Source organism: Streptomyces sp. NPDC048644 (genome assembly GCF_043199105.1).
In the GTDB taxonomy this organism is placed as follows: domain Bacteria; phylum Actinomycetota; class Actinomycetes; order Streptomycetales; family Streptomycetaceae; genus Streptomyces.
Map to the genome: position 1 here is coordinate 286,655 of NZ_JBICVO010000009.1, position 23,090 is coordinate 309,744.

Sequence of the window (23,090 nt, forward strand, 5' to 3'; positions counted from 1 at the left end):
CTCAGCGCACCCGCCCCCGCGCCTTCAGCGCCACCGCCGGGAGTTCGGGGGCGGGCAGCCGGGCGCCGTCGTAGCCGTGGACGGTGCCGAAGCGGGAGCCCGTCATCCAGTCGGTGCGGGCCTCTTCGATGTCCTGGTGGGTGCGGCCGATGAAGTTCCACCACATGACGATGTCCTCCTCGAAGGGTTCGCCGCCGATGAGGAGCAGACTGCTGTCGGAGGTTGCCCGCAGCGGCAGTTCGCTGCGACCGCAGCCGAGGTAGAGGAGGGCGCCGGGGGCGAGCCGGACGCCGTCGATGTCGGATTCGCCGGAGATGGTCAGCGCCGCGTACTCGAAGTCCGGGTCGAGGGGCAGCCGGGTGTCGGTGCCTGCGGCGAGGGTGAGGTCGGCGCCTGCGAGCGGGGAGTACGTGGTGCCCGGGGAGGTGGCGCCGGCCAGTTCGCCGAGGATGACGGTGGCGGTGAGGCCGCCGCCGGTGATCACCGGCAGGTCGTCGTGGTGCTCGAAGGCCGGTGCCGCGTCGCGGTGTTCGCCGGGGAGCGCGACCCACAGCTGGGCGCCGTGCAGCAGGGGCGCGTGGCCGCGCGGGGACTCCTCGGAGTGGGCGATGGCCCGGCCCGAGGTCATCAGGCCCAGCTCGCGTGGGCGTACGGTCTGGAGGCTGCCGAGGCTGTCGCGGTGCAGCACCTCGCCCTCGCGCAGCCAGCTGACCGTCTGGAGACCCATGTGCGGGTGCGGCGGCACCTGCATCCCGGGCTCGTCGGCGATGTCGTCGGGACCGTAGTGGTCCACGAAGCACCAGGCGCCGACCATCCGCCGGCCGAGGTTGGGCAGCAGCCTCCGGACGACCGTGCTCTCGCCGAGTGGCACCTGCTTGCCGGGCTGGACGTCGCGGACCGGACCCGTGCGGCCGTTCCCCCCGCACAGGTGCGCCGCGGGCTTGAGATCGAGGTTGCTCATACCGTCACGATATGCGCGGTCAGGCGTACAGCTCGCGCAGGCGTACGGACAGGCATGTCACGCAGCCCTCCAGCTTCTCGAACTCGCCGATGTCCACCGGAACCGGCTCGTATCCCAGGTCGGCGAAGAGTTCAGCGCTCCTCGGCGCGTCGGCCGCCATCAGCAGTTTCCCGCCGCCGAGCAGGACGACATGGGCGCCGGACTCCTCCGGTACGGGCAGGAAGCGCGGGAAGGCGGCCGGGTCGTCGACCAGCGGCGGATGGCCGATGACTGTGCCGTCGGGCAGGGCGGTCACCGCGGACTTGAGGTGGAGCACCCTGCTGACCGGCACGGCGACCACGCGGGCCCCCAACGGCTCGAAGGCGGCGCGGAGTTGGCGTACGCCTTCGGCGTTGGTCCGGCCGCCGCGGCCGACGAATACCGTGTCGCCGATCTTCAGCACATCGCCGCCGTCGAGGGTGCCGGGCGCGCGGATCTCGTTGACGGAGCAGCCCAGCGCCCGCACCGCCTCCCGGGCCGCGTCGGTCTCGGGCCTGCGGGTGTCCGCACCGGGGCGCGCCAGCAGCGCGACGTTGCGGAAGACGACCATGGTGTCCTCGACGAACACCGCGTCGGGGCAGTCGTCGGCGGCCGGCACCTCGGTGACGTGCCAGCCGTGCGCGCGCAGTGTCCGGACATAGGTCTCCCACTGGCACAGCGCCAACGCCGCGTCCACCGGCCTGCGGTCGATATGGGTGACGAGTCCTTCGGCGAGGCGGGGGCCGGGTCGACGGACGAGGACGTGCCGGCTGGGCATACGGGGCTCCTCCTGGGGCGCTGGGTGCGGGCGGGGCGGGCGGGGTGTCAGCCGTCCGTGTCGTAGACCGCGCGCAGGGCGTCCTCGACGGCGGCGAGGGCGGCCCGCCGGTCGAGGCCCAGGCGGTGGGCCCGCCGGGCGTAGCCTGCGGCAGCCGCGGCGGCTTCCTTGTCGGCGGCTTCGCCCGCAGCCGCGATGAAGCTGCCGTTGCGGCCCCGGGTCTCGATCACGCCGTCGGATTCCAGGGCACGGTAGGACTTGGCGACGGTGTTGGCGGCCAGGCCCAGGTCGTCGGCGAGGCCGCGTACCGTCGGCAGCTTGTGGCCGACCGGCAGCACACCGGTCCTGGCCTGCTCCGCGATCTGGGCGCGTACCTGCTCGAACGGTGCGTCGGCCGCCTCCGGGTCGATGATGATCTGCAGTTGCTGCGGTGACACGGTGGGCGCTCCTGACGGTGGTGGTGCGCGGTTTTGTGGCACCCATTGTGCGCCAGGGGCGTCCGCCGTGCCGCTACCGGGGAAGCCGGGAAACCGGCCCTCCCGGGGCGGGCGGCCCGCGCCCCTCCGGGGGAAGGTCGGGGGCGGGCCGCCCGGCGGATGCCCGGTGGTTCCGGGCGCCGGCTCACAGGTCCAGTGACGTCCCCGTGGTGCGCAGCCAGGCGTCGATCCCCAGGATCAGTTCGGCGCCAGGACGGATGTCGCTCGTCGCGCCGTCCGCGGTGGCCTCCGCGGCGGCGGCGTCGTCCAGCAGCGGCTGCACGGGGGCGTTCCGGTCGGCCGCCAGATCCTTCAGTTCGGCGCGCAGGGCCTCGTTGTAGCGCGGGTCCTGGGTGCTGGGGTAGGGGCTCTTGACCCGGTCGGCGACCAGGTCGGGCAGTACGTCGCGGGCGGCGGCGCGCAGCAGCGACTTCTCGCGGCCGTCGAACGTCTTCATCGACCACGGGGTGTTGAAGACGTATTCGACGAGGCGGTGGTCGCAGAACGGGACGCGGACCTCCAGGCCGACGGCCATGCTGGCCCGGTCCTTGCGGTCGAGGAGCACCTGCACGAAGCGGGTCAGGTGCAGGTAGCTGATCTCGCGCATCCGGCGCTGGAGCCCGGTGTCGCTGTCCAGGTACGGGACCTCGGCGAGCGCCTCGCGGTAGCGGCGCTGTTCGTAGCCCTTGAGGTCGAGCTTGTCGAGCAGGCCGTTGTCCAGCAGCGCCTCGCGGGTGGCGTTGCCGCCGGCGAACCGGCCCGACACGCCGGCCGCGATCCAGGGGAAGGTGTCGGCGTGGACGGCCTCGGGGTCGTGGAACCAGCGGTAGCCGCCGAACACCTCGTCGGCCGATTCGCCGGACAGGGCGACCGTGGACTGTTCGCGCACCGCCTTGAAGAGGAGGTAGAGCGAGGTGTCGCCGTCGCCGAAGCCGTTGGGCAGGTCGCGGGCGGCCAGGACGGCGGCGCGGTGGCCGGGGTCCATCAGGGCGGCGGTGTCCAGGACGATGTCGTGGTGGTCGGAGCCGACGTAATCGGCCAGCGCGTGGGCGTACGGGCCGTCGGGGGTGCCGCGCAGGTCGTCGGCCTTGAAGTTCTCGGTGTAGCCGGTGAAGTCGACGGCGAACGAGCGGACCGGGCCGATGCCCTGGGCGGTCAGCGCGCGGGCCGACAGCGCGGTGATGACGGACGAGTCGAGCCCGCCGGAGAGCAGGGTGCACAGCGGCACGTCGGCGATGAGCTGGCGGGCGACGATGTCGTCGAGCAGCTCGCGGATGTGCGCGACGGTGGTGTCGAGGTCGTCGGTGTGCTCCCGGGCTTCGAGTGCCCAGTAGCTCCTGACGGACACGCCGTTGCGGCTGACGCGGACGATGTGTCCGGGCCGCACCTCGTGCATGCCCTTGAAGACGCCGTGTCCTGGGGTCTTGGTGAAGGTGATCAGCTCGGCGAGGCCCTCGGTGTCGATGGCGGGCCGCACGTCGGGGTGGGCGTTGATCGCCTTGGGCTCGGAGCCGAAGAGGACACCGTCGGACGTGGGGAAGTAGTAGAGCGGCTTGATGCCCATCCGGTCGCGTATGAGGAGGAGTTCCTCGGTCCGCGGATCCCACAGGGCGAAGGCGTACATGCCGTTCAGGCGCTCGGCGAACGCCTCGCCCCACTCCAGGTAGGCGTGCAGGACGACTTCGGTGTCGCTGTTCGTGCGGAACGCGTGCCCCAGGGTCTCCAACTCGGCCCGCAGTTCACGGTAGTTGTAGACCTCGCCGCTGTAGGTCGTGACGATCAGGGTGCGGCCGTCGTGCTCGACGGACATGGGCTGCTTGCCGCCGTCGATGTCGATGACGGCGAGGCGGCGGTGGCCGAACGCGGCGTGGGTGTCGAGCCAGATCCCGGCGGCGTCCGGGCCGCGGCAGGACATGGTCTCGGTCATGGCATCGAGGGTGGCGCGCTCGGTGGTGAGGTTACGGTCGTAGGAGATCCATCCGGTGATTCCGCACATGTTCGCGGCTCCTCCTTCGTCGACAGCGGGCCGCCGCATCCCGGCTGCGGTCCGCGGTGATCACCGTACGCCCAGATAGTTGCAAGGGCCACCTATACTGGATCCGGACCGTCCGGAACTGGCCACCGGGCCTCCGCTCCCCGGGAGATCACGTACGGGCCGCCCGCCACTCCCCCGAAAAATGGGGAGGCACCGGGGCACGGCGGGGCGTACTGTCCGCGCCCATGACGCTCACCCTGCGCGACTTCCGGCCCTCCGACGCCAAGGCCGTCGCCGACCTGCGGCGCGCCGTACTGCCCTCTCTCATCTTCACCCCTCAAGGCATCGCCTGGCATGTCGCGAACGCCGCGCCCGCGCAGCGGCTGCGGCTCTTCGTGGCCGTCCTGGACGGCCGGGTGACGGGCTCCGTGACCTGCGGACTCGTCCACGACAGCAGCGTCACGGGGCAGGCCGTCGCGACGCCCTGCGTACACCCCGGCCACCGGCGGACGCCGCGCTGCCGCCGCCCGGGGAGCTGCCGCCCGGCGTCCGGCTGCACACCGGCGCGGACTTCGGCGCCGATCCGTATCCGCTGTTCCGCGCGGACGCCGAGGTGACGGCCGACGAACCTGGCGACGCCGCCGGGGACGCCATGACGTACGAGGACTGGCTGCGGCACACCTGGGAGCACCCGGACAACGACCTGTACCTCACGTCCGTGGTGACCGTCGACGGCGAGATCGCGGCCTTCAGCCTGGCCACCACCGACGGCGCCGGCCGCTACTCCTCCGGAATGACCGGCACCCGGCGCGCGTTCCGCGGTCACGGCCTGGCCCGGCTCGCCAAGACCGACTCACTGCGCCGCGCCCGGGACGCCGGCTGCACCGAGGCGTTCACCGGGAACGACACCGCCAACACCCCGATGCTGACGATCAACCGAAGCCTCGGCTACCGGACCTGCGCCACGGAATGGCGCTGCGTCCACGCACTGCCGCGCGGCTGAATCCCGCCGTCCGCATATCCGGCGTCAGGGGGTATTGGGGGATGAAGCAGGCGGGGCGGAACCACGGCGATGGGGCCAAGGCAGTGGGTGCGCGGCCCGGTGCGGGGGAACGGGTCCGCCCCGGCGGGAAGGTATCCCAGCCGGGGCGGAACGGGTGCGGGCACGGGGCGGGCGCCGGGCAGGCGTCCCTCCTGTGCCGGCTGCGGCGGCGTCAGCCGAGGGTGGACAGCGCCTGGTTCAGCGTCTGCGACGGGCGCATCACGGAGACCGCCTTGGCCGCGTCGGGCTGGTAGTAGCCGCCGATCTCGGCCGGCGAGCCCTGCACCGCGATCAGCTCGTCGACGATGGTCCGCTCCTGCTCGACCAGCGTCTTGGCGAGCTGCGCGAACGCCTCGGCGAGCTGCGTGTCGTCGGTCTGCTTGGCCAGCTCCTGGGCCCAGTAGAGCGCCAGGTAGAAGTGGCTGCCGCGGTTGTCGATGCCGCCCAGCTTGCGGCTCGGCGACTTGTCCTCGTTGAGGAAGGTGCCGGTCGCGCGGTCCAGGGTGTCGGCGAGCACCTGGGCGCGGGCGTTGCCGGTGGTCTGCGCGAGGTGCTCGAAGCTGACGGCCAGCGCGAGGAACTCGCCCAGGCTGTCCCAGCGCAGGTAGTTCTCCTTGACCAGCTGCTGGACGTGCTTGGGCGCGGAGCCGCCGGCGCCGGTCTCGAACAGGCCGCCGCCGTTCATCAGCGGGACGACGGAGAGCATCTTGGCGCTGGTGCCCAGCTCCAGGATGGGGAACAGGTCCGTCAGGTAGTCACGCAGGACGTTGCCGGTGACGGAGATGGTGTTCTCGCCACGGCGGATGCGCTCCAGGGAGAACGCGGTCGCCGCCTCCGGGGTCATGATCTCGATGGTCAGACCGTCGGTGTCGTGGTCGGCGAGGTACGTCTTGACCTTGGCGATCAGCTGCGCGTCGTGGGCGCGGCCCTCGTCGAGCCAGAAGACGGCCGGGTCGCCGGTCGCGCGGGCGCGGGTGACGGCGAGCTTGACCCAGTCCTGGATCGGCAGGTCCTTGGTCTGGCACATGCGGAAGATGTCGCCGGCGCCGACGGCCTGCTCCAGGACGGCGTCGCCGTTGCCGTCGAGGACGCGCACGGTGCCGGTCGCGGGGATCTCGAAGGTCTTGTCGTGGCTGCCGTACTCCTCGGCCTTCTGCGCCATCAGGCCGACGTTGGGCACCGAGCCCATGGTGGCCGGGTCGAAGGCGCCGTTGGCGCGGCAGTCGTCGATGACGACCTGGTAGATGCCGGCGTAGCTGCTGTCGGGGATGACCGCGAGGGTGTCGGCCTCCTGGTCGTCCTTGTTCCACATGTGCCCGGAGGTGCGGATCATCGCGGGCATGGAGGCGTCGACGATGACGTCGCTGGGCACGTGCAGGTTGGTGATGCCGCGGTGCGAGTCGACCATCGCGAGCTCGGGGCCATCGGCCAGCTCGGCCTCGAAGGACGCCTTGATGGCCGCGCCCTCGGGCAGCGCCTCGGCGCCCTTGAGGATGCCGCCGAGACCGTCGTTGGGGGTGAGCCCCGCGGCGGCCAGCACGTCGCCGTACTCGGCGAAGGTCTTGGGGAAGAAGGCGCGCACGGCGTGGCCGAAGATGATCGGGTCGGAGACCTTCATCATCGTGGCCTTGAGGTGCAGCGAGAAGAGGACGCCCTCGGCCTTGGCGCGGGCGACCTGCGCGGTGAAGAACTCGCGCAGCGCGGCGACGCGCATCACGGAGGCGTCGACGACCTCGCCCTTGAGCACAGGCACCGACTCGCGCAGCACGGTGGTGGTGCCGTCGTCACCCGTCAGCTCGATGCGCAGGGCGCCGTCCGCGGCGATGACCGCGGACTTCTCGGTGGAGCGGAAGTCGTCCACGCCCATGGTCGAGACGTTCGTCTTGGACTCGGCGGTCCAGGCGCCCATGCGGTGCGGGTGGGCCTTGGCGTAGTTCTTGACCGACGCGGGGGCGCGGCGGTCGGAGTTGCCCTCGCGCAGGACCGGGTTGACGGCGCTGCCCTTGACCTTGTCGTAACGGGCGCGGACGTCCTTGTCCTCGTCGGTCTTCGGGTCGTCCGGGTAGTCCGGAAGCGCGTAGCCCTGCTCCTGGAGCTCGGCGATGGCCGCCTTGAGCTGCGGGATGGACGCCGAGATGTTCGGCAGCTTGATGATGTTGGCCCCGGGCGTCTTGGCCAGCCGGCCCAGCTCGGCGAGGGCGTCGTCGATGCGCTGGTCCTCCCGGAGGCGCTCGGGGAAGCTCGCGATGATCCGGCCCGCGAGGGAGATGTCGCGGGTCTCCACAGCGACTCCGGCGGTCGAGGCGTAGGCCTCGATGACCGGCAGGAACGAGTAGGTCGCCAGGGCCGGCGCCTCGTCGGTGTGGGTATAGATGATGGTCGAGTCAGTCACCGGGTGCTCCGCTCCACGTCTGCAACATTGCTTGACGTCAAGATATCTCGTGACGGCCCCTCTCTCGACAGGGCCCTGCCCACGGCGACGCCACCCTCAGCTCACCGCGGCCCACCGCCCGGCACCGCCGCGGGCCGCCGGGGGCGGAACCTGTGCCGCCGCTTAGCCCCGCCTTAAAGGCGCCATAAGGATCGGCCCGAGCGCGCTTTCCGGCCCGAATTGGCTGGTCGGCGTGGCTAGCGTGCTGCTCGCAAGGCGGGGCGCGGACCTCGGCGGTGTGCTCCCGGGCCGGCCAGGCCGCCCGCATCCCGACCCCCCACCGCGCCCGCCTTGCGCCCCGGCACCAGGCGCCTGATGAAGGAGACCCGCAGATGACCGCTCGTCGCAAGGCCACCGGGATCGCGCTGACCGGCCTCGCCCCGCTCGCCCTCACCGTCCTGTCGGCGGCACCGGCAGCCGCGCACGGATCGATGGCGGACCCGGTCAGCCGGGTCTCGGCCTGCTTCGCCGAAGGGCCGGAGAGCCCGCGGTCCGCCGCGTGCAAGGCCGCCGTCCAGGCCGGTGGCCCCCAGGCGTTCTACGACTGGAACGAGGTCAACATCCCGGACGCCGGCGGCCGGTCGAAGGAGATCATCCCGGACGGGAAGCTGTGCAGCGCGGGCCGCGACAAATACAAGGGGCTTGATCTGCCGCGCGCCGACTGGCCCGCGTCCCCGCTGGCGGCCGGCACCCACACCTTCCGCTACAAGGCCACCGCCCCGCACAAGGGCACCTTCCAGCTCTACCTCACCAAGGACGGCTACGACCCGGCGAAGCCGCTGGCCTGGTCGGACCTGGAGTCCACACCGTTCGCCGAGGTCACGAACCCGGAGCTGAAGAACGGTGACTACGTCTTCGACGGCAAGGTGCCGGCCAGGAAGGGCCGCCATCTCGTCTTCAGCGTCTGGCAGCGCTCGGACAGCCCCGAGGCGTTCTACACCTGCTCGGACGTCGTGTTCGGCAAGGACGGATCCGGCAAGGAAGGGAAGGACGGCGCGGGCAGGGCGGGCGGCTCGGCGGGCGGGGCGCAGGCGCCCACCGACACCCAGATCGCGGCCGGTGCCGGGCGCTCGACCGTCGACCACCACGGGCACGGCGGCACCGGCACCGGCGCCGGGCACGAACACCCCGCCGGCGCCCACAAGATGCCGCACGACGACGGCACGGACGCGGCCACGGCCACGGCCACGGCCACGGACGGCAACGCCCCGCGGACCGACGGCGGCGGTGCCCGCCCGGCCGGCGGGCAGCGGCTGGCCGAGACCGGCGGCGACTCCACGGCCACGCCGCTCGCACTCGGCGGCAGCGCGGTGCTCGCGGCGGGCGCCGCCTTCCTGTTCACCGCCAACCACCGCAGGGCGGTCCGCAGGCGCGGCTGACGCGCCTCCGCCCCTCATGGGCCCCGGGCTGCGGCCCGGTCCGCCGGGCGCCGACCGCTCCGGCCCCGGCAGCGTGCCCGCCGCCCCGTGCCGGGGGCGGCGGGCGCGTCCCTGCGGCGGGACGGCAGGGATGAGGCCCCGCCGTCCCGCCGCCCCGCCGCCCCGCCGTCCCGCCGCCCCGCCGCCGGGGCAACGCCTCATTCCGGGGGCCGCGCCTCCCCCTCCAAGCGGTCGGCCAGCCGTTCCAGGAAGACCCGCTGGCCCGCCACCAGGCGCCCGCGCGCCACGTCCGGTGTGCACCACTCCACCCGGTCGATCTCCGGGAAGCTGCACAGCGTCCCGGAGCCGCGCGGCCAGGTCATCTCGAAGGTGCCCGGCACGATCAGGGCGGGATCGAGGTCGCTCTCGACCGCCCATACCGTCACGGTCTTGCCGCCCGCCTGCCGGGTGTCGCCCAGCGGAAGGTACCGGCCGCCCGGCGGCGGCAGCCCCAGTTCCTCCTCGAACTCCCGCCTGGCCGCGGCCTGCGGCTCCTCCGGCGGTACGTACTCGCCCTTCGGAACGGACCAGGCGCCGGCGTCCCTGCGGGCCCACAGCGGACCGCCCATATGGGCCAGAAGCACTTCGACGCCGGGACCGCCGACGCGGTAGAGCAGCAGTCCTGCACTGCGTTTTCCCGCCATGGGACCAGTCTGGGACACGGCCGCCGGGGGCGCCGGTCACGGCCGGTCCGTGCGGCCCGCCGATACGGGCTATACGGGCGGCAGCGGTTCGACGACGTCCGTGGCCACGTGCTGGTAGATGACCGAGCTGCGGCAGTCGACGACCTCGCGGCGCTTGAAGACCTGGTCCATCAACAGCGCGTGCAGCCGGTCGACGTCCGGGACGGCGACGTGCACGAGGAAGTCGTCGCCGCCCGCCACGACGTAGACGCTCAGCACCTCGGGCAGCGAGGTCAAGAACGCCTTGAAGCGCTCGATGACCTCGCGGTTCATCGGGCGGATGCGGACCGTGAGCAGGGCCTGCACCGGCCGGTTGAGCGCCCGCAGATCGACCGTGGCGCGGTAGCCGGTGATCACGCCGCGGGCGCGCAGCGCGCGGACCCGCTCCAGGCAGGTGGAGGGGGCGATGCGCAGCGTGCGGGCGAGGTCGCGGTTGCTCTGCCGTGCATCGCGCTGCAGTTCGCGGACAATCGCCGAATCAATGTCGTCCATGCCGCCCCATGGTGCCCTATACACCGAATTTCGTTCGGCAAGCGCTTCCTTTGATCATTGTTCCGGCTAACTTCTGCCATCGTGACCGTTCAACAGACACCTCTTCCCGTCTCTCACGCGCCGGTTGTACGGCGGCTGGGCGTCGGAAGCGGCACCGCGCTGTGCGCCGGTGCCGTGCTCGGGCCCGGCGTGCTCACCCTGCCGTCCCTGGCAGCGGCGGCGGCCGGACCCGCCTCGATCCTCGCCTGGGTCGTCCTGCTCGCCATGTGCGTACCGGTCGCGGCGGCTTTCGCCGCGCTCGGCGCGCGGTTCCCCGACGGCGGCGGCGTGGCCACGTATGTGCACCGGGCCGCGGGGCCGCGGGCCGCGGCCACCGTGGGCTGGTGGTTCTTCGGCGCGGTGCCGATCGGGGTGGTGTCGGCCGCCTGGATCGGCGGGAAGTACGTGGCGGACGCGGCCGGTTGGGGCGACGCGGGCGCCGCGGCGGTCGGCGGCGTGGTGCTGGCCGGTTCGCTGGTCTCCAACGCGGTCGGGCTGCGGATGTCGGGCCGGGTGCAGCTGCTGCTCGGCGGGCTGCTGGCCGCGGTGCTGCTGTGCGCGGTGCTGGCCGCAGCCCCGCACGTGTCGGCCGGTCACTTCACCCCGTTCCTGCCCGGCGGCTGGTCGTCGGTCGGCTCGGCCGCTTCGGTGCTGTTCTTCGCGTTCGCCGGCTGGGAGGCGGCGAGCCATCTGTCCGGTGAATTCGCCGACCCCGCCCGGGACCTGCCGCGGGTGACCCGCAACACGCTGATCACGATCACGGTGCTCTACCTCGGCCTGGCCCTCGCCACCATCGGCGCGCTGGGCCCGGAGGCGGCAGGTACGGACACCCCGCTGACCGCGCTGCTCGCCCAGAGCATCGGCGGTGCCGCGCGGCCGGTCGCCGCCGTGGCCGCCCTGTTCCTCACCTTCGGCGCGGTCAACTCCTATCTGGCGGGCGCCTCCAGGCTCGGCGCCGCGCTCGGCCGTGACGGCGCCGCGCCCCGCTGGCTGGCCAGGGGCGGCGGTCCTGGCGAGGTGCCGCGCCGCGCGCTCGCGGTGCTCGGCTGTGCCTGTGTCCTGCTGGCCGTGGCGGCGGGCTTCGGCGGCGCCGACCTGGATCTGCTGATGCGGGCGACCGCCACCTGCCTGGCCGCGGTCACCCTGGCCGGGCTCGGCGCCGCGCTGGTGCTGCTGCCGCGCCGCACGCCCCTGTGGTACGGCGTGATCGCCAGTGCCGTGCTGACGGCTGGGGTGCTGGCCTTCTCCGGGTGGCTGCTGCTGATTCCGGCGGCGCTGGCGCTCGCCTCGTTCGGCTTCCTGACGCTGCGCGGGCTGCGGCGCCGGAAGAGGCCGGGGGCGCACGGGTCAGCCGGCTGAGCCGCGGGGGCCCTGTGCCCGGTGGCCGGCGCCCGCAGGGGAAACGGGCGGGCGCGTCGCCGCAGGGCCTGCCGCGCGCTCGCCGAAGCGGGCCCGCGCCCGGTCGACGGCGGCCTCGATCCGGCGGGCCCTGTCGTCCACCGGGTCGAACGTCAGCTGCCTGGTGGCCAGTTCGGCCCGGCACAGGTCGTCCGCCCGCAGGGCCACCGACCGCACCCGCGCCCGTTGCAGCCCGAGCGCCGCGTGCAGCGCGTAGGCCGCTTCGGTCAGCGCCGGGCCGTGCGCGGTCGGCTCGGCGAGCCTGCGGGTGCGGGTCGTCGACGAACGGTCGGCGTAGCGGACAACGAGGGTGAGCGCGCGGGCCGCCTGCCCGCCGGCCCGCATCCTGGCCCCCAGTCCGTCGGCCAGCGCGAGCAGCGCGCCGCGCCGCCTGGCCGGGTCGAGTTCGTCGTGCGGGAAGCGGTGTTCGGCGGCCATCGAGCGGGCGGCGGCGTGCGGGGAGACCGGCGTCGGGTCGATGCCGCAGGCCCGCTCGTACACCATCCGGCCGGTCTTCACACCGAGGATCCGCTGGAGGGTCGCGGGTGGCGCGGCGGCGATCCGCCCGACGCTGTCGAGCCCGTAGGCGCACAGCGTGCGCGCGGTCGCCGGGCCCACGCCGTGCAGGGCGGCGGCCGGGCGGCGGGCGAGGAAGGCGGCGACCGACCCTTCGTCCGCGGGGACGACCCTGACCTCACCCGGCGGTGCGCCCTGGGCCGCCATCCGCGCGAGCAGTGGGTTGCCCGCGACGCCGATCGTGCACCGCACGCCGTACCAGGCCAGGGCGCGCAGCCGCACCAGGGCGGCGATGCCCGCCGCGTCCCGGCCGAAGTAGCGCAGCGCCCCGCGGACGTCGGCCAGCGCGGCGTCCGGCGGCAGCGCCTCGACCGCCGGCGTGAACTGCGCCAGCAGGCCGAGCAGTTGCTCGTACGTCTCCGCGCCCACGGGCCCGCCGTCCGCGGTACCGAACCGTATGTGGAGCGTGCCGGGCTCCGGCGCGGTGGTCATCCCGCGCTCCCCGGGCTGGAGTGCCACAGTTTGCGGCCGGTGGCGGCGCGTTCGCCCGGCGTCTTGAGGTCGGCCCACGGGTGCAGGGTGTAGCCGGTCTCCAGCCGGATGGTGCGTCCCGGCGCGGCGTCCGCCGCCTGCGGTGCGGCGGCGAGGCGGGCGGTGACCGCCTCCAGGCCGCCGTCGCGGCGCAGTTCGGCGAGTTCGGCGAGGTTCCAGGCGGCGGCGCCGACCACGCTGACGCTGCGCGGGCCGCGCCGCTGGACGGTGCCGCGCACCAGCAGCAGCCAGGAGTGGAAGACGGTGTGCGCGCACGCCTCGTGGCTGTCGTCGAAGAAGGCGCAGTCGACCAGGCCCGTGCTGTCGTCGAGGGTGGTGAAGATGACCCGGCGGCCGGAGCGGACCGGCGGCGTCTGGGTGGCCGCCTTGGCCCCGGCGACCAGCACCGTCTCGCCGTTGCTCGCGCCCCGCAGCAGCCTGGCGGGCAGCACGCCAAGCTCCGCGAGGAACTCCCGGTGGTCGGCCATCAGATGGCGGGAGGTGTCCATGCCGAGGACACCCAGCTCGGCGCTGAGCCGTTCGACGTCGCCGAGGTCGGGCAGCCCGACGGGCTCGGCGGTGTCGGCCCGCCCGTCGCCGTCGGCCCGGCCCGGCAGCGTCAGCTGTCCTGCGGGGGCCCGGCGCTGCCGCTGGTGGAGTTCGGCGATGTGCAGCAGCAGGTCCCTGCGGTTGGCGCCGAAGGCGTCCAACGCGCCCACCCTGGCGAGGCGTTCGACCACCGGGCGGCGCGGCGCGGCCCGCTGCCACAGGTCCTGGAGCGAGGGGTAGGGCTGCCCGGCCTCGATCCGCCGCGCCTCGTCGTCGCCGATGCCGTGCACGTCGCCGAGCGCGAGCCGCAGCCCCCAGACGCCGGGGCCGCCACCCACCGTACCGGACACCAGTTCGATGCGATGGGTGACCGCCGAGCGGTTCACGTCCAGCGGCAGCACCGGCACCCCGCGCCGCCGCGCGTCCGCGAGCAGCAGCCGCTTCGGGTACATCCCGGGGTCGTGGGTGAGCAGCCCGGCGTAGAAGGCCGCGGGGTGATGCGCCTTGAGCCAGGCGGACTGGTAGGTCGGCACCGCGAAGGCCACCGCGTGCGCCTTGCAGAATCCGTACGCGCCGAACGCCTCGACGATCTCCCAGGTGCGCGCGGTCACTTCGGGCGGGTAGCCGCGCCGCCCGGCACGGTCGGCGAACCAGGCGCGCACCCGCCCCTGACGCTCCGGATCCGAGAGCGCCCGCCGCTTCTCGTCCGCCTCGTCCCGCGCACAGCCGGTCATGATCCGCAGAATTTCGATGATCTGCTCGTGGAACACCACGACGCCGTAGGTCTCGCGCAGCGGCTCCTCCAGGTCGGGGTGCGGATAGCGGACGGGCCTGCGGCCGTGCCTGGCCTCGATGAAGGGCCGCACCATGTCGGCGGCGACCGGTCCGGGACGGAAGAGCGAGATGTCGACGACCAGGTCGTGGAAGGAGGCGGGTTGCAGCCTGCCGACCAGGTCGCGCTGGCCGGGCGACTCGATCTGGAAGCAGCCGAGCGTTTCGGTGGAGCGGATCAGGTCGTAGGTGGCCGGGTCGCGCGGCGGCACCTGCGCCGGATCGTCCAGGTCGATGCGGCGGCCGGTGGCCCGCCCGATCTCGGCGACCGCGTGCGCCATCGCGGACTGCATGCGCACACCCAGCACGTCGAGCTTGAGCAGCCCGAGGTCTTCCACGTCCTCCTTGTCGAACTGGGACATGGGGAACCCCTCGCCGCTGGTCGGCACGACGGGCGTACGGCTCAGCAGCGAGGCGTCCGAGAGCAGCACCCCGCACGGGTGCATGGCGATCCCGCGGGGCAGCGCGTCCAGGGACTCGACCAGCTGCCACAGCCGCTCGTCGGCGGCCTCCCGCACCCCGCGCAGCTCCGGCAGTTCGGCCAGCGCCGAGCGGGCGTCGCGGGCCCTGATGTGCGGGAACGCCTTGGCGATCCGGTCCACCCGCGCCGGGTCCATGCCCAGGGCCGCGCCCACGTCACGCACCGCGTGCCGGACGCGGTAGGTCTCGGGCATCGAGACCGTCGCGACCCGCTCGGCACCGAAGCGGTCGAAGATCGCGCGGTAGACCTCCAGCCTGCGGGCGGACTCGACGTCGATGTCGATGTCGGGCAGCGCCTTCCGCCGCTCGGACAGGAAGCGTTCCATCAGCAGCCCGTGCTCGACGGGGTCGGCGTGGGCGATGCCCAGGAGGTGGTTGACCAGCGACCCGGCGCCTGACCCGCGGGCCGCCACCCGGATGCCCCGCTCCCGCACGTCGTCCACGACCCGGGCGACCGTCAGGAAGTACGAGGGGTAGCCGAGCCGTTCGATGGTGCGCAGTTCCTCGTGCAGCCGCTCCCAGCGTGCCCGGTCGCGGTCGTAGCCGCGCCGCACCATCCCGGCGGCGCAGCGGGAGCGCAGCACCCGGGCGGCGGTGCGGTGTTCCGCGCCGACCAGCCGGGGTTCGGGGAAGTGGACGCGGCCGAGCCCGATGTCGTCTACCGGGTCGACCCGGCAGGCGCCCGCGGTCTCCTCGGTCATGGCGAGCAGCCGGTGGGCGAGGCCGCGCCGGAAGCCGGCCGCGTCGGCGATCCGCTCGGCGGTGCGGTGCATCGCGGCGGTGTCCTTGAGCCAGCGTTCGCCGCTGTCCCAGGTGTCGGGGCGGTGCCGGTCGACCGGCACCAGGAGGCGGGCGGAGTCCAGGACGTCGGCGACCGGGCCCTGTCCTGGGTCGGCGTAGCGGACCGCATTGGTCAGGACGGCGCGGATGCCCTGGTCGACGGCGAGGCCGAGGGTGCGGGCGGCCAGCCGGAGCGAGCCGGGGCCGCTGCCGGGGCGTCCGTGGTCGACGGCCTCCAGACGCAGCGCGTCGCCGTACCGCTCGCGCCAGGGGGCGAGGAGCCGGACGGCGCGGTCCGGGCGGCCCGAGGCGAGCGCCCGCCCGACGTCGGATTCGGGGCCGAGCAGGACGGTGACCCCGTCCGTCGCCGTTTCCAGCGCGTGCCACGGCAGGACGGGCCGCTCGCCGCCGTCCGCGTGCGCGGCCGTGACCAGCCGGCACAGGGCGGCCCAGCCGGCCGCGCCGTCACGGGCCAGGAAGACCACGCGGGCGGCGGACTCGTCGACGAAGGCGCCGCCGCGCACCGGGGTGCGCGGGTGACCCGTGCCCGCGTGGCCGTCCGGGGGCCGCACCACGCGCTCCCCGACGGCGAGTTCGGCGCCGAACAGCGGGCGGACACCGGCGCCTGCCGCGGCCTTGGCGAAGCGGACGGCGCCGGAGAGCCCGTCCCGGTCGGTCAGCGCGAGGGTGTCCATACCGCGTTCGGCGGCGCGCTCGGCGAGCCGTTCCGGGTGGGAGGCGCCGTAGCGCAGGGAGAACCCCGAAGCGGTGTGCAGATGCGTGAACCCCGGCATCCGCACCTCCTGTACCTCATCCGCCCCCGGCTGGTCCCGTGTCCCTGCTTCCCCCTCCACCATAACCCGTCGCTCGAACATTCGTACGAACACGTGGAGCGGGCCCGCCACCGCCCCCCTTTCCGTCGATCGGCCGCGCCCGATCTGCGCACACCCGCAGCCGACCGGAGGATGTGGGTGCACAGGACCCGCCACGGCGCGCCATCGGCACGACACGGAAGCGGAAGCCGTACGGAAGCGGCACAGAAGCGGAAGCGGCACGGCAGGGCAGAGCACGACACGGCTCGACGGGGCGAGGAGCGGCGCAATGGCCACGACGGACGAGGGCACCCCCACCACCTTCATCAAGGAGGTGTGGGACGCGGTGACACCCCGGGCCACCCTGCTGGTGGTCGGCGTACTGGGCCTGATGATCGCGTTCATCACCTCGTACGCCGGGGCCTTCCACGCTCCCAAGCCGACCGACATCGCCCTCGGCGTGGTCGCCCCGGCGCAGACCCGGGGGCAACTGGTGACCAAGCTGGACCGGCTGAACGGCTCGCCGCTCGACCCGCGCCCGGTGGCATCGGAGGCCGCCGCGCGGCGCCAGTTGGCGGACCGGAAGATCGACGCCGCGCTGCTCGTCGACCCGCGCGGCAACACCGACCGGCTGCTGGTCGCCAGCGGCGGCGGCGCCTCGCTGTCGCAGGCGGCCGAGGCGGTCGTCGGCGCGGCGGAGAAGGCCCAGCGGCGCAGCGTGCGGACCGAGGACGTGGCGCCCGCCGACCGGGGCGACGCCCGCAGCCTGTCGTCGTTCTACCTCGTGGTGGGCTGGTGCGTCGGCGGCTATCTCTGCGCCGCGATCCTGGCGATCAGCGCCGGCGCCCGCCCCGCGAACGGCACCCGGGCGGTGATCCGGCTGGGCGCGCTCGCGGTCTACTCGATCGCGGCGGGGCTGGCCGGCGCGGTGGTGATCGGACCGGTGCTCGGCGCGCTCCCCGGCAGCCTGTTCGCACTGTGGGGAGTGGGCGCGCTGACGGTCTTCGCCGTGGGGGCCACGACCCTGGCGTTCCAGGGGCTGCTCGGCATCATCGGCATCGGCCTGGCGATCCTGGTGATCGTGGTGCTGGGCAACCCGAGCGCGGGCGGCGCCTACCCCTACCCGCTGCTGCCGCCGTTCTGGCGGGCGATCGGACCTGCGCTGCCGCCGGGCGCCGGCACCTGGGCGGCACGGTCCGTCGGCTACTTCCGGGGCAACGGGCTGACCGGCTCGCTCCTGGTGCTCTCCGCCTGGGCGGTGGGCGGCGCGGTGCTCACCACCGTCCTGGCGGCACTGCACGGGAAGAACGGCAGGAACGGGAAAAACGGGAAGGACGGGAATGGGGAGCGGGCCGGGGAACCGGAGCCGCGACCCGCCTGAACCCGGCCGCGCGGCCCGCCACACACCCCCTTCGGGCCAATACCCGGGCACCGTACCGACGTCCGGACGCCCGTACGGCGGCCGGATCCGCTCCGTGGCACCGCCCCCGACAGGAGGGACGACGGCTGCCGCGCGGCGGCATACCCGCTGGCCGCACACGTCACAGGCGCCGGATCTCCACAGCATCACCACATCTGTTCACGCCATTACCCACCGCTTTCATCTATCGCCTGAAAGTCACCGACCGGTGTGCGATCACTGTGCCGTTGAGCCAGACTCCCGTCCGTTATCTGGAACTTCGAGCAAGGGAGTGTTCGGCATGCGGTACATCACTGGGGGGATCGCGCTCGGCGCGGCACTGGTTCTCGGCGCACTGGCCACCACCGCACAGGCGGCCACCACGCCGGCCGCCGCCGCGGCGCAGTCCGCCCGGAGCGGTGGGCTGTACGCCCCGTCGGCGCTGGTCCTGACCGTCGGCGAAGGCGAGAGCCGCGCGAGCTCCACCGTGGCGCGCGCGGTGACCTTGACCTGCGCCCCGGTGGCCGGCGGCAGCCACCCCGTCGCCCGCGCGGCCTGCGGCCAACTGAACGCCGTGAAGGGCGACTTGGACCAGGTGACCGGCGCCAGGAGCACACGGGTGTGTACCAAGGAGTGGGCTCCGGTCGTGGTGACGGCTGACGGCGTCTGGCAGGGCCGCCGGGTCGCGTACACGCACACCTTCGCCAACTCCTGCGCGATGCAGGACGGCGCGGGCGCGGTCTTCGAGTTCTGAGCACTCCCCGCCACCGGGCCGCGCACGCAGCACGGCACCGGCCCCCGGACGTCGAAGAAGTCCGGGGGCCGGTGCCGGTGCCGTGCCCTGCGGCGCGTCGCGGACCCGCGAAGTGCGGTGCCGCGACGGGCCGTTCGGGCACGGCGTGGTGCGTCAGCCGATCTGGGCGCCCTCGGCCTCCAGGGCCTCGGGAACCGGCTGGAAGTAGGTCTCGCCACCCGACGAGCAGTCGCCGCTGCCGCCGGAGGTGAGGCCGAGCGCGGACTCGCCGTCGAAGAGCGCGCCGCCGCTGTCGCCGGGCTCGGCGCAGACGTCGGTCTGGATCAGACCTTCGACCGAGCCCTCCTGGTAGTTGACGGTCGCGTTGAGCGCCTTGACGGTGCCGTCGTGCACCTGGGTGGTGCTGCCGCTGCGCTGCACCTTCTCACCGACCGTGGCATCGGCGGCCTTGGTGATCTTCTGGGTGCTGCCGTTGTAGAGGTCCACCTCGCTGGGGTGCTCGGTGTCACCTGTGTACTTGGAGATGGAGTAGTCGTCACCCGGGAACTTGGAGTCCTCGGTGGTGGCGACCTCCTGGCCACCCTGCTGGTCGGACCAGCTCTGCACGGCGTTGCCGCAGTGACCGGCGGTCAGGAAGTACGGCTGGCCGTCCTTGACGACGTTGAAGCCGAGCGAGCAGCGGGCGCTGCTCCCCCAGATCGCGTCGCCACCGGCGATCAGGGGCTTGATCTCCCCCTTCGTGCGGCGGAGTTCGGCCCGGTCACCGAGACCTTCGGTGACCTTGGTGAGCTTGGCGAGCGCGGCGCCCTTGACCGTACGGTCCGCGGTCACCACGACCTTGTTGCTCCGGGGGTCGACGCCCCAGGAGGTGCCAGGGATGGTCGCCTTGGACTTCAGCGTCTGACGCGCCGAGTCGAGCTGGGCCATCGAGTGCTTGACGAGTCTGGCCTCCGCACCCTTGGCCTGGACGGCCTGGGCTGCCGACTCGTCCACGACGTTGACCACGAGCTTCTTGGCCTGTGCGTCGTAGTACGAGCCTGCGGTTCCGGTCTTGAACTGCGAGGCGAGCGTGGTCGCCGCGGCCGGGCTCAGCTTGGCGGCCTGGGGCGTGGTGGCTGCGTTGGCGGTGAGGGTGAGTGTGGCGGTGGCGGCGAGAGCCAGTGCTCCCGCTCCGGCCAGAACCGCACGGCGCTGGGGTATGCGACGGTGCTTCAACTCAATGCCTCCCGTGGGGGGAAGGACCCGCCGTGTGGGGACTGCACGGGCCCGGAGAGTGTGAGGAACAGGTCACAGACGTGCGCCCCTCGCTCGATCACCTCAGGGAGTCGCGTCCATGCCAACGTGCGTCGCCGAGTATTCCCACCCCGCTCACTCGCGCACAAGACCGAGTTCCGGTCTCGGGTACGGGAGTTCACCACTTCAACACATCGCGTCCACACCGATATCCGCGCACGTCGCCCCCGACTCCGGACACCCCCGACCACACCGAGCAGCCGATGGCACGCACTTGGTAAGGACTAGACCTGTCCGGAAAGCGTTGGCCCGGAGGGCGGGGGTCCGGATAACGGACGGGGGCGCTGCGGCTGGGGTGAACTCGGCGTCGGGGAGCTTGCGTTCGGGGGCTGCAGTGGGCGCCGGGCAGGGGCAGCCGGGGTCAGGTGGCGGGACCGGTGAGCCCCGGGAGTGCGTCGGCACAGGCTTCGACCACGAGGTTCACCGCTTCCTCGGCGTCACCGCCCAGCCCGATCACGCACCCCGGTCAGCGGCCACCGCCGGCCTGCCGGCGCGAAGCCCGTACGCCGCAGCCCCCAGCGAAGCGTCCTCGTTCACGGGCCCTCAGCCCCGCCGCCGATACGCATGTCGCGGCCGGCTTGGTAGACCCGTGCGTTTCCGGAGGCGGTGGCGTGCTGTGTCACCGTGGGTGCCGCGGTGGCGCCGGGAGCCAACTCGTCGAGCATCGACCGCAGTTCATCGGCGAGTTCGGGGTGGGCCGTGAGCAGTCGCCTGATGCGGCCCTGCCATTCCGCCCCGAGCTCGGCTTCGGCTTCGTTGTCGCCCGTGGCCTGCGCGTTGAGCAACTCTTCGCGGGACGCGTCGAGTTCGTCGGCGATGGCGGGCGCCCGGTCGGGCCTGGCCCGCTGCCACAGCGAGACGAACCTTCCCCTGATGCCCTGCCAGGTCTCGGTCGTCAGCAGAGTGACGAGTGTTGTTCCTGCGGTGCCTGCCAACGCTGCCATGTCTGGATCCATGACCGCCCCCCTCTTTCCCGCATCGTGGATACAGCATCACCCTAGGGCCTGTCGGGTCGGGCGAACCATGACGTCGGACAGCTCTGCCTTGCCGGGCGGTTCTCAAGGCGAGCCCGCCCCCCGCTCCCCCGGCCCCCGGCCGTCCGCCTCGCCGCTCTGCTCGTCCGGGGGCCGGCCCAGCTCCAGGTCCTCGTCGTCCGGTAGTTGGCCCGTCTCCAGGTAGTGGTCGGGGGCGAGTGCCGGGTCCGGGCCCAGGGAGGTGGGGGACGTGGGGTCGGTGAGGGAGGTGGGGTCCTCCGTGACGAGGTCGGCTATGTAGGTGCCGTGCGGGTCCGGGGGCGGGGCGGCGGGTTCGTCCTGTTGCCGGGAGCGGGTCTGCTCGGCGTCGGCGCGGGCCGTCTCGGCCTCGGCGTGGAGGCCGGAGCGTTCCAGGAAGCGCAGCAGTTCCACGGGGAAGGGCAGCACCAGCGTGGAGTTCTTCTCGGCGGCGACCGCCACCACGGTCTGCAACAGGCGGAGTTGGAGTGCGGCCGGCTGCCCGGACATCGCCTGGGCCGCCTCGGCCAGCTTCTTCGACGCCTGGAGTTCGGCGTCGGCGTTGATGACCCGGGCCCGCCGGTCGCGGGTGGCCTCCGCCTGGCGCGCCATCGAGCGTTTCATCGTCTCCGGCAGCGAGACGTCCTTGATCTCCACCCGGTCGATCTGCACGCCCCAGCCGAGCGCCGGGCTGTCGATCATGACTTCGAGGCCCTGGTTGAGCTTCTCGCGGTTGGAGAGCAGTTCGTCCAGGTCGCTCTTGCCGATGATCGAACGCAGCGAGGTCTGCGCGACCTGGGAGACGGCGAAGCGGTAGTCCTCGACGGCGATCACCGCGTCGGCGGCGTCGACGACCTTGAAGTAGACCACCGCGTCGACCCGGACGGTGACGTTGTCCCGGGTGATGCCTTCCTGTGCGGGCACCGGCATCGTGACGATCTGCATGTTGACCTTGCGCATCCGGTCGACGATCGGAACGATCATGGTGAATCCGGGTTCGCGGACCGATGAGGTCAGCCGGCCGAGCCGGAGCACCACGCCGCGTTCGTACTGCCTGACCACCCGCGCCGCCGCCAGTGCGTAGACGACACCCGCCGAGGCGAGCGCCACGCCGCTGGTCACCAGTTCTTCCAGCATCGAAGCCCCCTGACATTCACCATCCGTCCGGGTTGTTGCTCTTTACCATGGTATGCCCGGTGGGTGAGATGGCCGCTCGGCGTCGGCGGCTGTCGGCGCGGTCCCCTGTCCGCCGGCGGACAGGGGACCGCGCCATCCCGGGCACACGCCCGGTCGTGCGGGGATCTCAGCAGGTCAGGAGCGGTGCGTACGGGCCGCTCCGTGCCGTCAGTAGACGCTCACGCCGTAGGCGCTGAGCGCCTCGGTGACGGGCTGGAAGAAGGTCGTGCCGCCCGAGGTGCAGTCGCCGCTGCCGCCGGAGGTGAGGCCGAGTGCCTTGGTGCCGGAGTAGAGCGGGCCGCCGCTGTCGCCGGGCTCGGCGCAGACGGTGGTCTGGATGAGTCCGGAGACGATGTCGCCGTTGCCGTAGTTGACGGTGGCGTTCAGGCCGGTGACCGTGCCGCTGTGGGTACCGGTGGTGGAACCGCGGCGGGTGACGGTCTGGCCGACGGTCGGGGTGCCGGCGCTGGAGATGTCCTGGCCGCCGACCGTTCCCTCATGACCGACCGACGAGGTGTACTTCACGATGCCGTAGTCGTTGCCGGGGAAGCTGGAGCCGGTGGTGGTGCCGATGTTCGTGGTGTTCGCGGAGTTGGTGTACCAGGGCGGGTTGCCGTCGGTGCAGTGGCCCGCCGTCAGGAAGTAATAGGTGCTGCCGCTGCGGACGTTGAAGCCGAGCGAGCAGCGCCAGCTGGGGGCGTAGATGGGGTCGCCGCCGGAGATGAGCTTGCGCAGGGTGCCGGAGGTGCGCTCGACGCGCAGGGCGCCGGCGTTGCCGCCCGCCGCCCGTTCGATCGAGGCCAGCTCGGCGCGGGAGACGGTCCGGTCGGCCGTGACGACCAGGGTGCCGGTCTGCGGGTCGACCCGCCACGCGGTGCCTGCGACGTCCGCGGAGCGGACCGCGGAACTCGCGGCGGAGAGCTGGGAGGCGCTGAACTTCTGTGCGGGCGCGGGGCCTTGGGCGTTGGCGGTCGGGATCGTGATGGCCCCCACGGCCACCAGCCCTGACGCGACGGCGATCAGCCGGATGCGTCTCTGTACGCCGCTGCGGGGTCTGATACGCGCATTCCTCACGTGATTCCTCCGAGGGGATCGATGGGCCGCCGATGGTGGCCCGTGAGGCGCAGCCGAAGGGCACGCGGGAAGCCGCACGTTCCTTTTCCACGTGCCCCTGACAAGCGCTGATCGGGAGTGTCGGGCGCGGCGGCCCGCAGCGCAAGAGGGGTCGGGAAGGCGTGGGGCGGCAGGGACGGCAGGGGCCGGAGG

General features: G+C 73.0%; 17 protein-coding genes and 1 pseudogene. 5 read left to right on the forward strand and 13 right to left on the reverse strand.

The genetic code is table 11. From position 1 onward, the window contains the following. Position 1 precedes the first annotated feature (1 nt). From ACGFNI_RS22595 to asnB, 4 genes are all read right to left on the reverse strand, one after another. Positions 2 to 961, reverse strand: coding sequence for a pirin family protein (locus ACGFNI_RS22595; protein ID WP_393686342.1), 960 nt, complete (start codon positions 959 to 961; stop codon positions 2 to 4). Between the two features lie 19 nt (positions 962 to 980). Next, positions 981 to 1,757: a dimethylargininase gene (gene ddaH, locus ACGFNI_RS22600; protein WP_393686344.1), complete on the reverse strand. Its 777-nt coding sequence runs from the start codon at positions 1,755 to 1,757 to the stop codon at positions 981 to 983. A gap of 47 nt (positions 1,758 to 1,804) precedes the next feature. Beyond that, positions 1,805 to 2,194 carry a GntR family transcriptional regulator gene (locus ACGFNI_RS22605; protein ID WP_393686346.1) on the reverse strand — a complete coding sequence of 130 codons (390 nt, stop codon included), beginning with the start codon at positions 2,192 to 2,194 and terminating at the stop codon, positions 1,805 to 1,807. Positions 2,195 to 2,378: 184 nt separating this feature from the next. Further along, a complete protein-coding gene (gene asnB, locus ACGFNI_RS22610; protein ID WP_393686348.1) occupies positions 2,379 to 4,229 on the reverse strand; it encodes an asparagine synthase (glutamine-hydrolyzing) in 1,851 nt (616 codons plus the stop codon). A 224-nt stretch (positions 4,230 to 4,453) separates the two neighbouring features. Here asnB and ACGFNI_RS22615 point away from each other — a divergent pair. Beyond that, positions 4,454 to 5,211, forward strand: a pseudogene (locus ACGFNI_RS22615) (GNAT family N-acetyltransferase). A 211-nt stretch (positions 5,212 to 5,422) separates the two neighbouring features. On the opposite strand, the gene ACGFNI_RS22620 reads toward ACGFNI_RS22615, so the two are convergent. Beyond that, the gene (locus ACGFNI_RS22620) at positions 5,423 to 7,642 is read right to left on the reverse strand and encodes an NADP-dependent isocitrate dehydrogenase (RefSeq protein ID WP_393686350.1); all 2,220 of its coding nucleotides are present in this window, start codon (positions 7,640 to 7,642) and stop codon (positions 5,423 to 5,425) included. Between the two features lie 371 nt (positions 7,643 to 8,013). Between ACGFNI_RS22620 and ACGFNI_RS22625 the strand changes: the two genes are divergently transcribed. Further along, on the forward strand, positions 8,014 to 9,060 hold the full coding sequence (locus ACGFNI_RS22625; protein WP_393686352.1) for a lytic polysaccharide monooxygenase: 1,047 nt from the start codon (positions 8,014 to 8,016) through the stop codon (positions 9,058 to 9,060). Between the two features lie 197 nt (positions 9,061 to 9,257). On the opposite strand, the gene ACGFNI_RS22630 is transcribed toward ACGFNI_RS22625, so the two are convergent. Continuing rightward, positions 9,258 to 9,743: an NUDIX domain-containing protein gene (locus ACGFNI_RS22630; RefSeq protein WP_393686354.1), complete on the reverse strand. Its 486-nt coding sequence runs from the start codon at positions 9,741 to 9,743 to the stop codon at positions 9,258 to 9,260. Positions 9,744 to 9,812: 69 nt separating this feature from the next. Then, entirely contained in the window at positions 9,813 to 10,274 is a 462-nt protein-coding gene (locus ACGFNI_RS22635; protein WP_227050922.1) for an Lrp/AsnC family transcriptional regulator, read from the reverse strand. Between the two features lie 81 nt (positions 10,275 to 10,355). Between ACGFNI_RS22635 and ACGFNI_RS22640 the strand changes: the two genes are divergently transcribed. Beyond that, a complete protein-coding gene (locus tag ACGFNI_RS22640) occupies positions 10,356 to 11,672 on the forward strand; it encodes an APC family permease (RefSeq protein WP_393686356.1) in 1,317 nt (438 codons plus the stop codon). Here the strand turns inward: ACGFNI_RS22640 and ACGFNI_RS22645 are convergent. Beyond that, positions 11,661 to 12,719, reverse strand: a complete 1,059-nt coding sequence (locus ACGFNI_RS22645) for a hypothetical protein (protein WP_393686358.1) — start codon at positions 12,717 to 12,719, stop codon at positions 11,661 to 11,663. The genes ACGFNI_RS22640 and ACGFNI_RS22645 overlap by 12 nt on opposite strands. Beyond that, positions 12,716 to 16,192: a DNA polymerase III subunit alpha gene (locus ACGFNI_RS22650; RefSeq protein WP_393686360.1), complete on the reverse strand. Its 3,477-nt coding sequence runs from the start codon at positions 16,190 to 16,192 to the stop codon at positions 12,716 to 12,718. Before ACGFNI_RS22650 ends, ACGFNI_RS22645 begins: the two co-directional genes overlap by 4 nt. 307 nt (positions 16,193 to 16,499) lie before the next feature. Here ACGFNI_RS22650 and ACGFNI_RS22655 point away from each other — a divergent pair, with 307 nt between their 5' ends. Both ACGFNI_RS22655 and ACGFNI_RS22660 read left to right on the forward strand, forming a co-directional pair. Next, entirely contained in the window at positions 16,500 to 17,591 is a 1,092-nt protein-coding gene (locus ACGFNI_RS22655) for a DUF3533 domain-containing protein (RefSeq protein ID WP_393686362.1), read from the forward strand. 319 nt (positions 17,592 to 17,910) lie between these two features. After that, the gene (locus tag ACGFNI_RS22660) at positions 17,911 to 18,363 is read left to right on the forward strand and encodes a subtilase-type protease inhibitor (RefSeq protein WP_393686364.1); all 453 of its coding nucleotides are present in this window, start codon (positions 17,911 to 17,913) and stop codon (positions 18,361 to 18,363) included. A 153-nt stretch (positions 18,364 to 18,516) separates the two neighbouring features. On the opposite strand, the gene ACGFNI_RS22665 is transcribed toward ACGFNI_RS22660, so the two are convergent. The 4 genes from ACGFNI_RS22665 to ACGFNI_RS22680 form a co-directional block, all read right to left on the reverse strand. Further along, positions 18,517 to 19,584: a S1 family peptidase gene (locus ACGFNI_RS22665; RefSeq protein ID WP_393686492.1), complete on the reverse strand. Its 1,068-nt coding sequence runs from the start codon at positions 19,582 to 19,584 to the stop codon at positions 18,517 to 18,519. 605 nt (positions 19,585 to 20,189) lie between these two features. Next, positions 20,190 to 20,612: a hypothetical protein gene (locus ACGFNI_RS22670; RefSeq protein ID WP_393686366.1), complete on the reverse strand. Its 423-nt coding sequence runs from the start codon at positions 20,610 to 20,612 to the stop codon at positions 20,190 to 20,192. 102 nt (positions 20,613 to 20,714) lie between these two features. After that, on the reverse strand, positions 20,715 to 21,785 hold the full coding sequence (locus ACGFNI_RS22675) for a slipin family protein (protein WP_393686368.1): 1,071 nt from the start codon (positions 21,783 to 21,785) through the stop codon (positions 20,715 to 20,717). Positions 21,786 to 21,992: 207 nt separating this feature from the next. After that, complete coding sequence (locus ACGFNI_RS22680; protein ID WP_393686370.1) at positions 21,993 to 22,898, reverse strand: S1 family peptidase; 906 nt, start codon at positions 22,896 to 22,898, stop codon at positions 21,993 to 21,995. Positions 22,899 to 23,090: the final 192 nt, after the last annotated feature.

Coding starts and splice junctions, on each gene's coding strand:
- ACGFNI_RS22595 (WP_393686342.1), bottom strand. CDS start 961: ATGAGCAACCTCGATCTCAAGCCCGCGGCGCACCTGTGCGGGGGGAAC.
- ddaH (WP_393686344.1), bottom strand. CDS start 1,757: ATGCCCAGCCGGCACGTCCTCGTCCGTCGACCCGGCCCCCGCCTCGCC.
- asnB (WP_393686348.1), bottom strand. CDS start 4,229: ATGTGCGGAATCACCGGATGGATCTCCTACGACCGTAACCTCACCACC.
- ACGFNI_RS22625 (WP_393686352.1), top strand. CDS start 8,014: ATGACCGCTCGTCGCAAGGCCACCGGGATCGCGCTGACCGGCCTCGCC.
- ACGFNI_RS22630 (WP_393686354.1), bottom strand. CDS start 9,743: ATGGCGGGAAAACGCAGTGCAGGACTGCTGCTCTACCGCGTCGGCGGT.
- ACGFNI_RS22635 (WP_227050922.1), bottom strand. CDS start 10,274: ATGGACGACATTGATTCGGCGATTGTCCGCGAACTGCAGCGCGATGCA.
- ACGFNI_RS22645 (WP_393686358.1), bottom strand. CDS start 12,719: ATGACCACCGCGCCGGAGCCCGGCACGCTCCACATACGGTTCGGTACC.
- ACGFNI_RS22650 (WP_393686360.1), bottom strand. CDS start 16,192: ATGCCGGGGTTCACGCATCTGCACACCGCTTCGGGGTTCTCCCTGCGC.
- ACGFNI_RS22655 (WP_393686362.1), top strand. CDS start 16,500: ATGGCCACGACGGACGAGGGCACCCCCACCACCTTCATCAAGGAGGTG.
- ACGFNI_RS22660 (WP_393686364.1), top strand. CDS start 17,911: ATGCGGTACATCACTGGGGGGATCGCGCTCGGCGCGGCACTGGTTCTC.
- ACGFNI_RS22670 (WP_393686366.1), bottom strand. CDS start 20,612: ATGGATCCAGACATGGCAGCGTTGGCAGGCACCGCAGGAACAACACTC.
- ACGFNI_RS22675 (WP_393686368.1), bottom strand. CDS start 21,785: ATGCTGGAAGAACTGGTGACCAGCGGCGTGGCGCTCGCCTCGGCGGGT.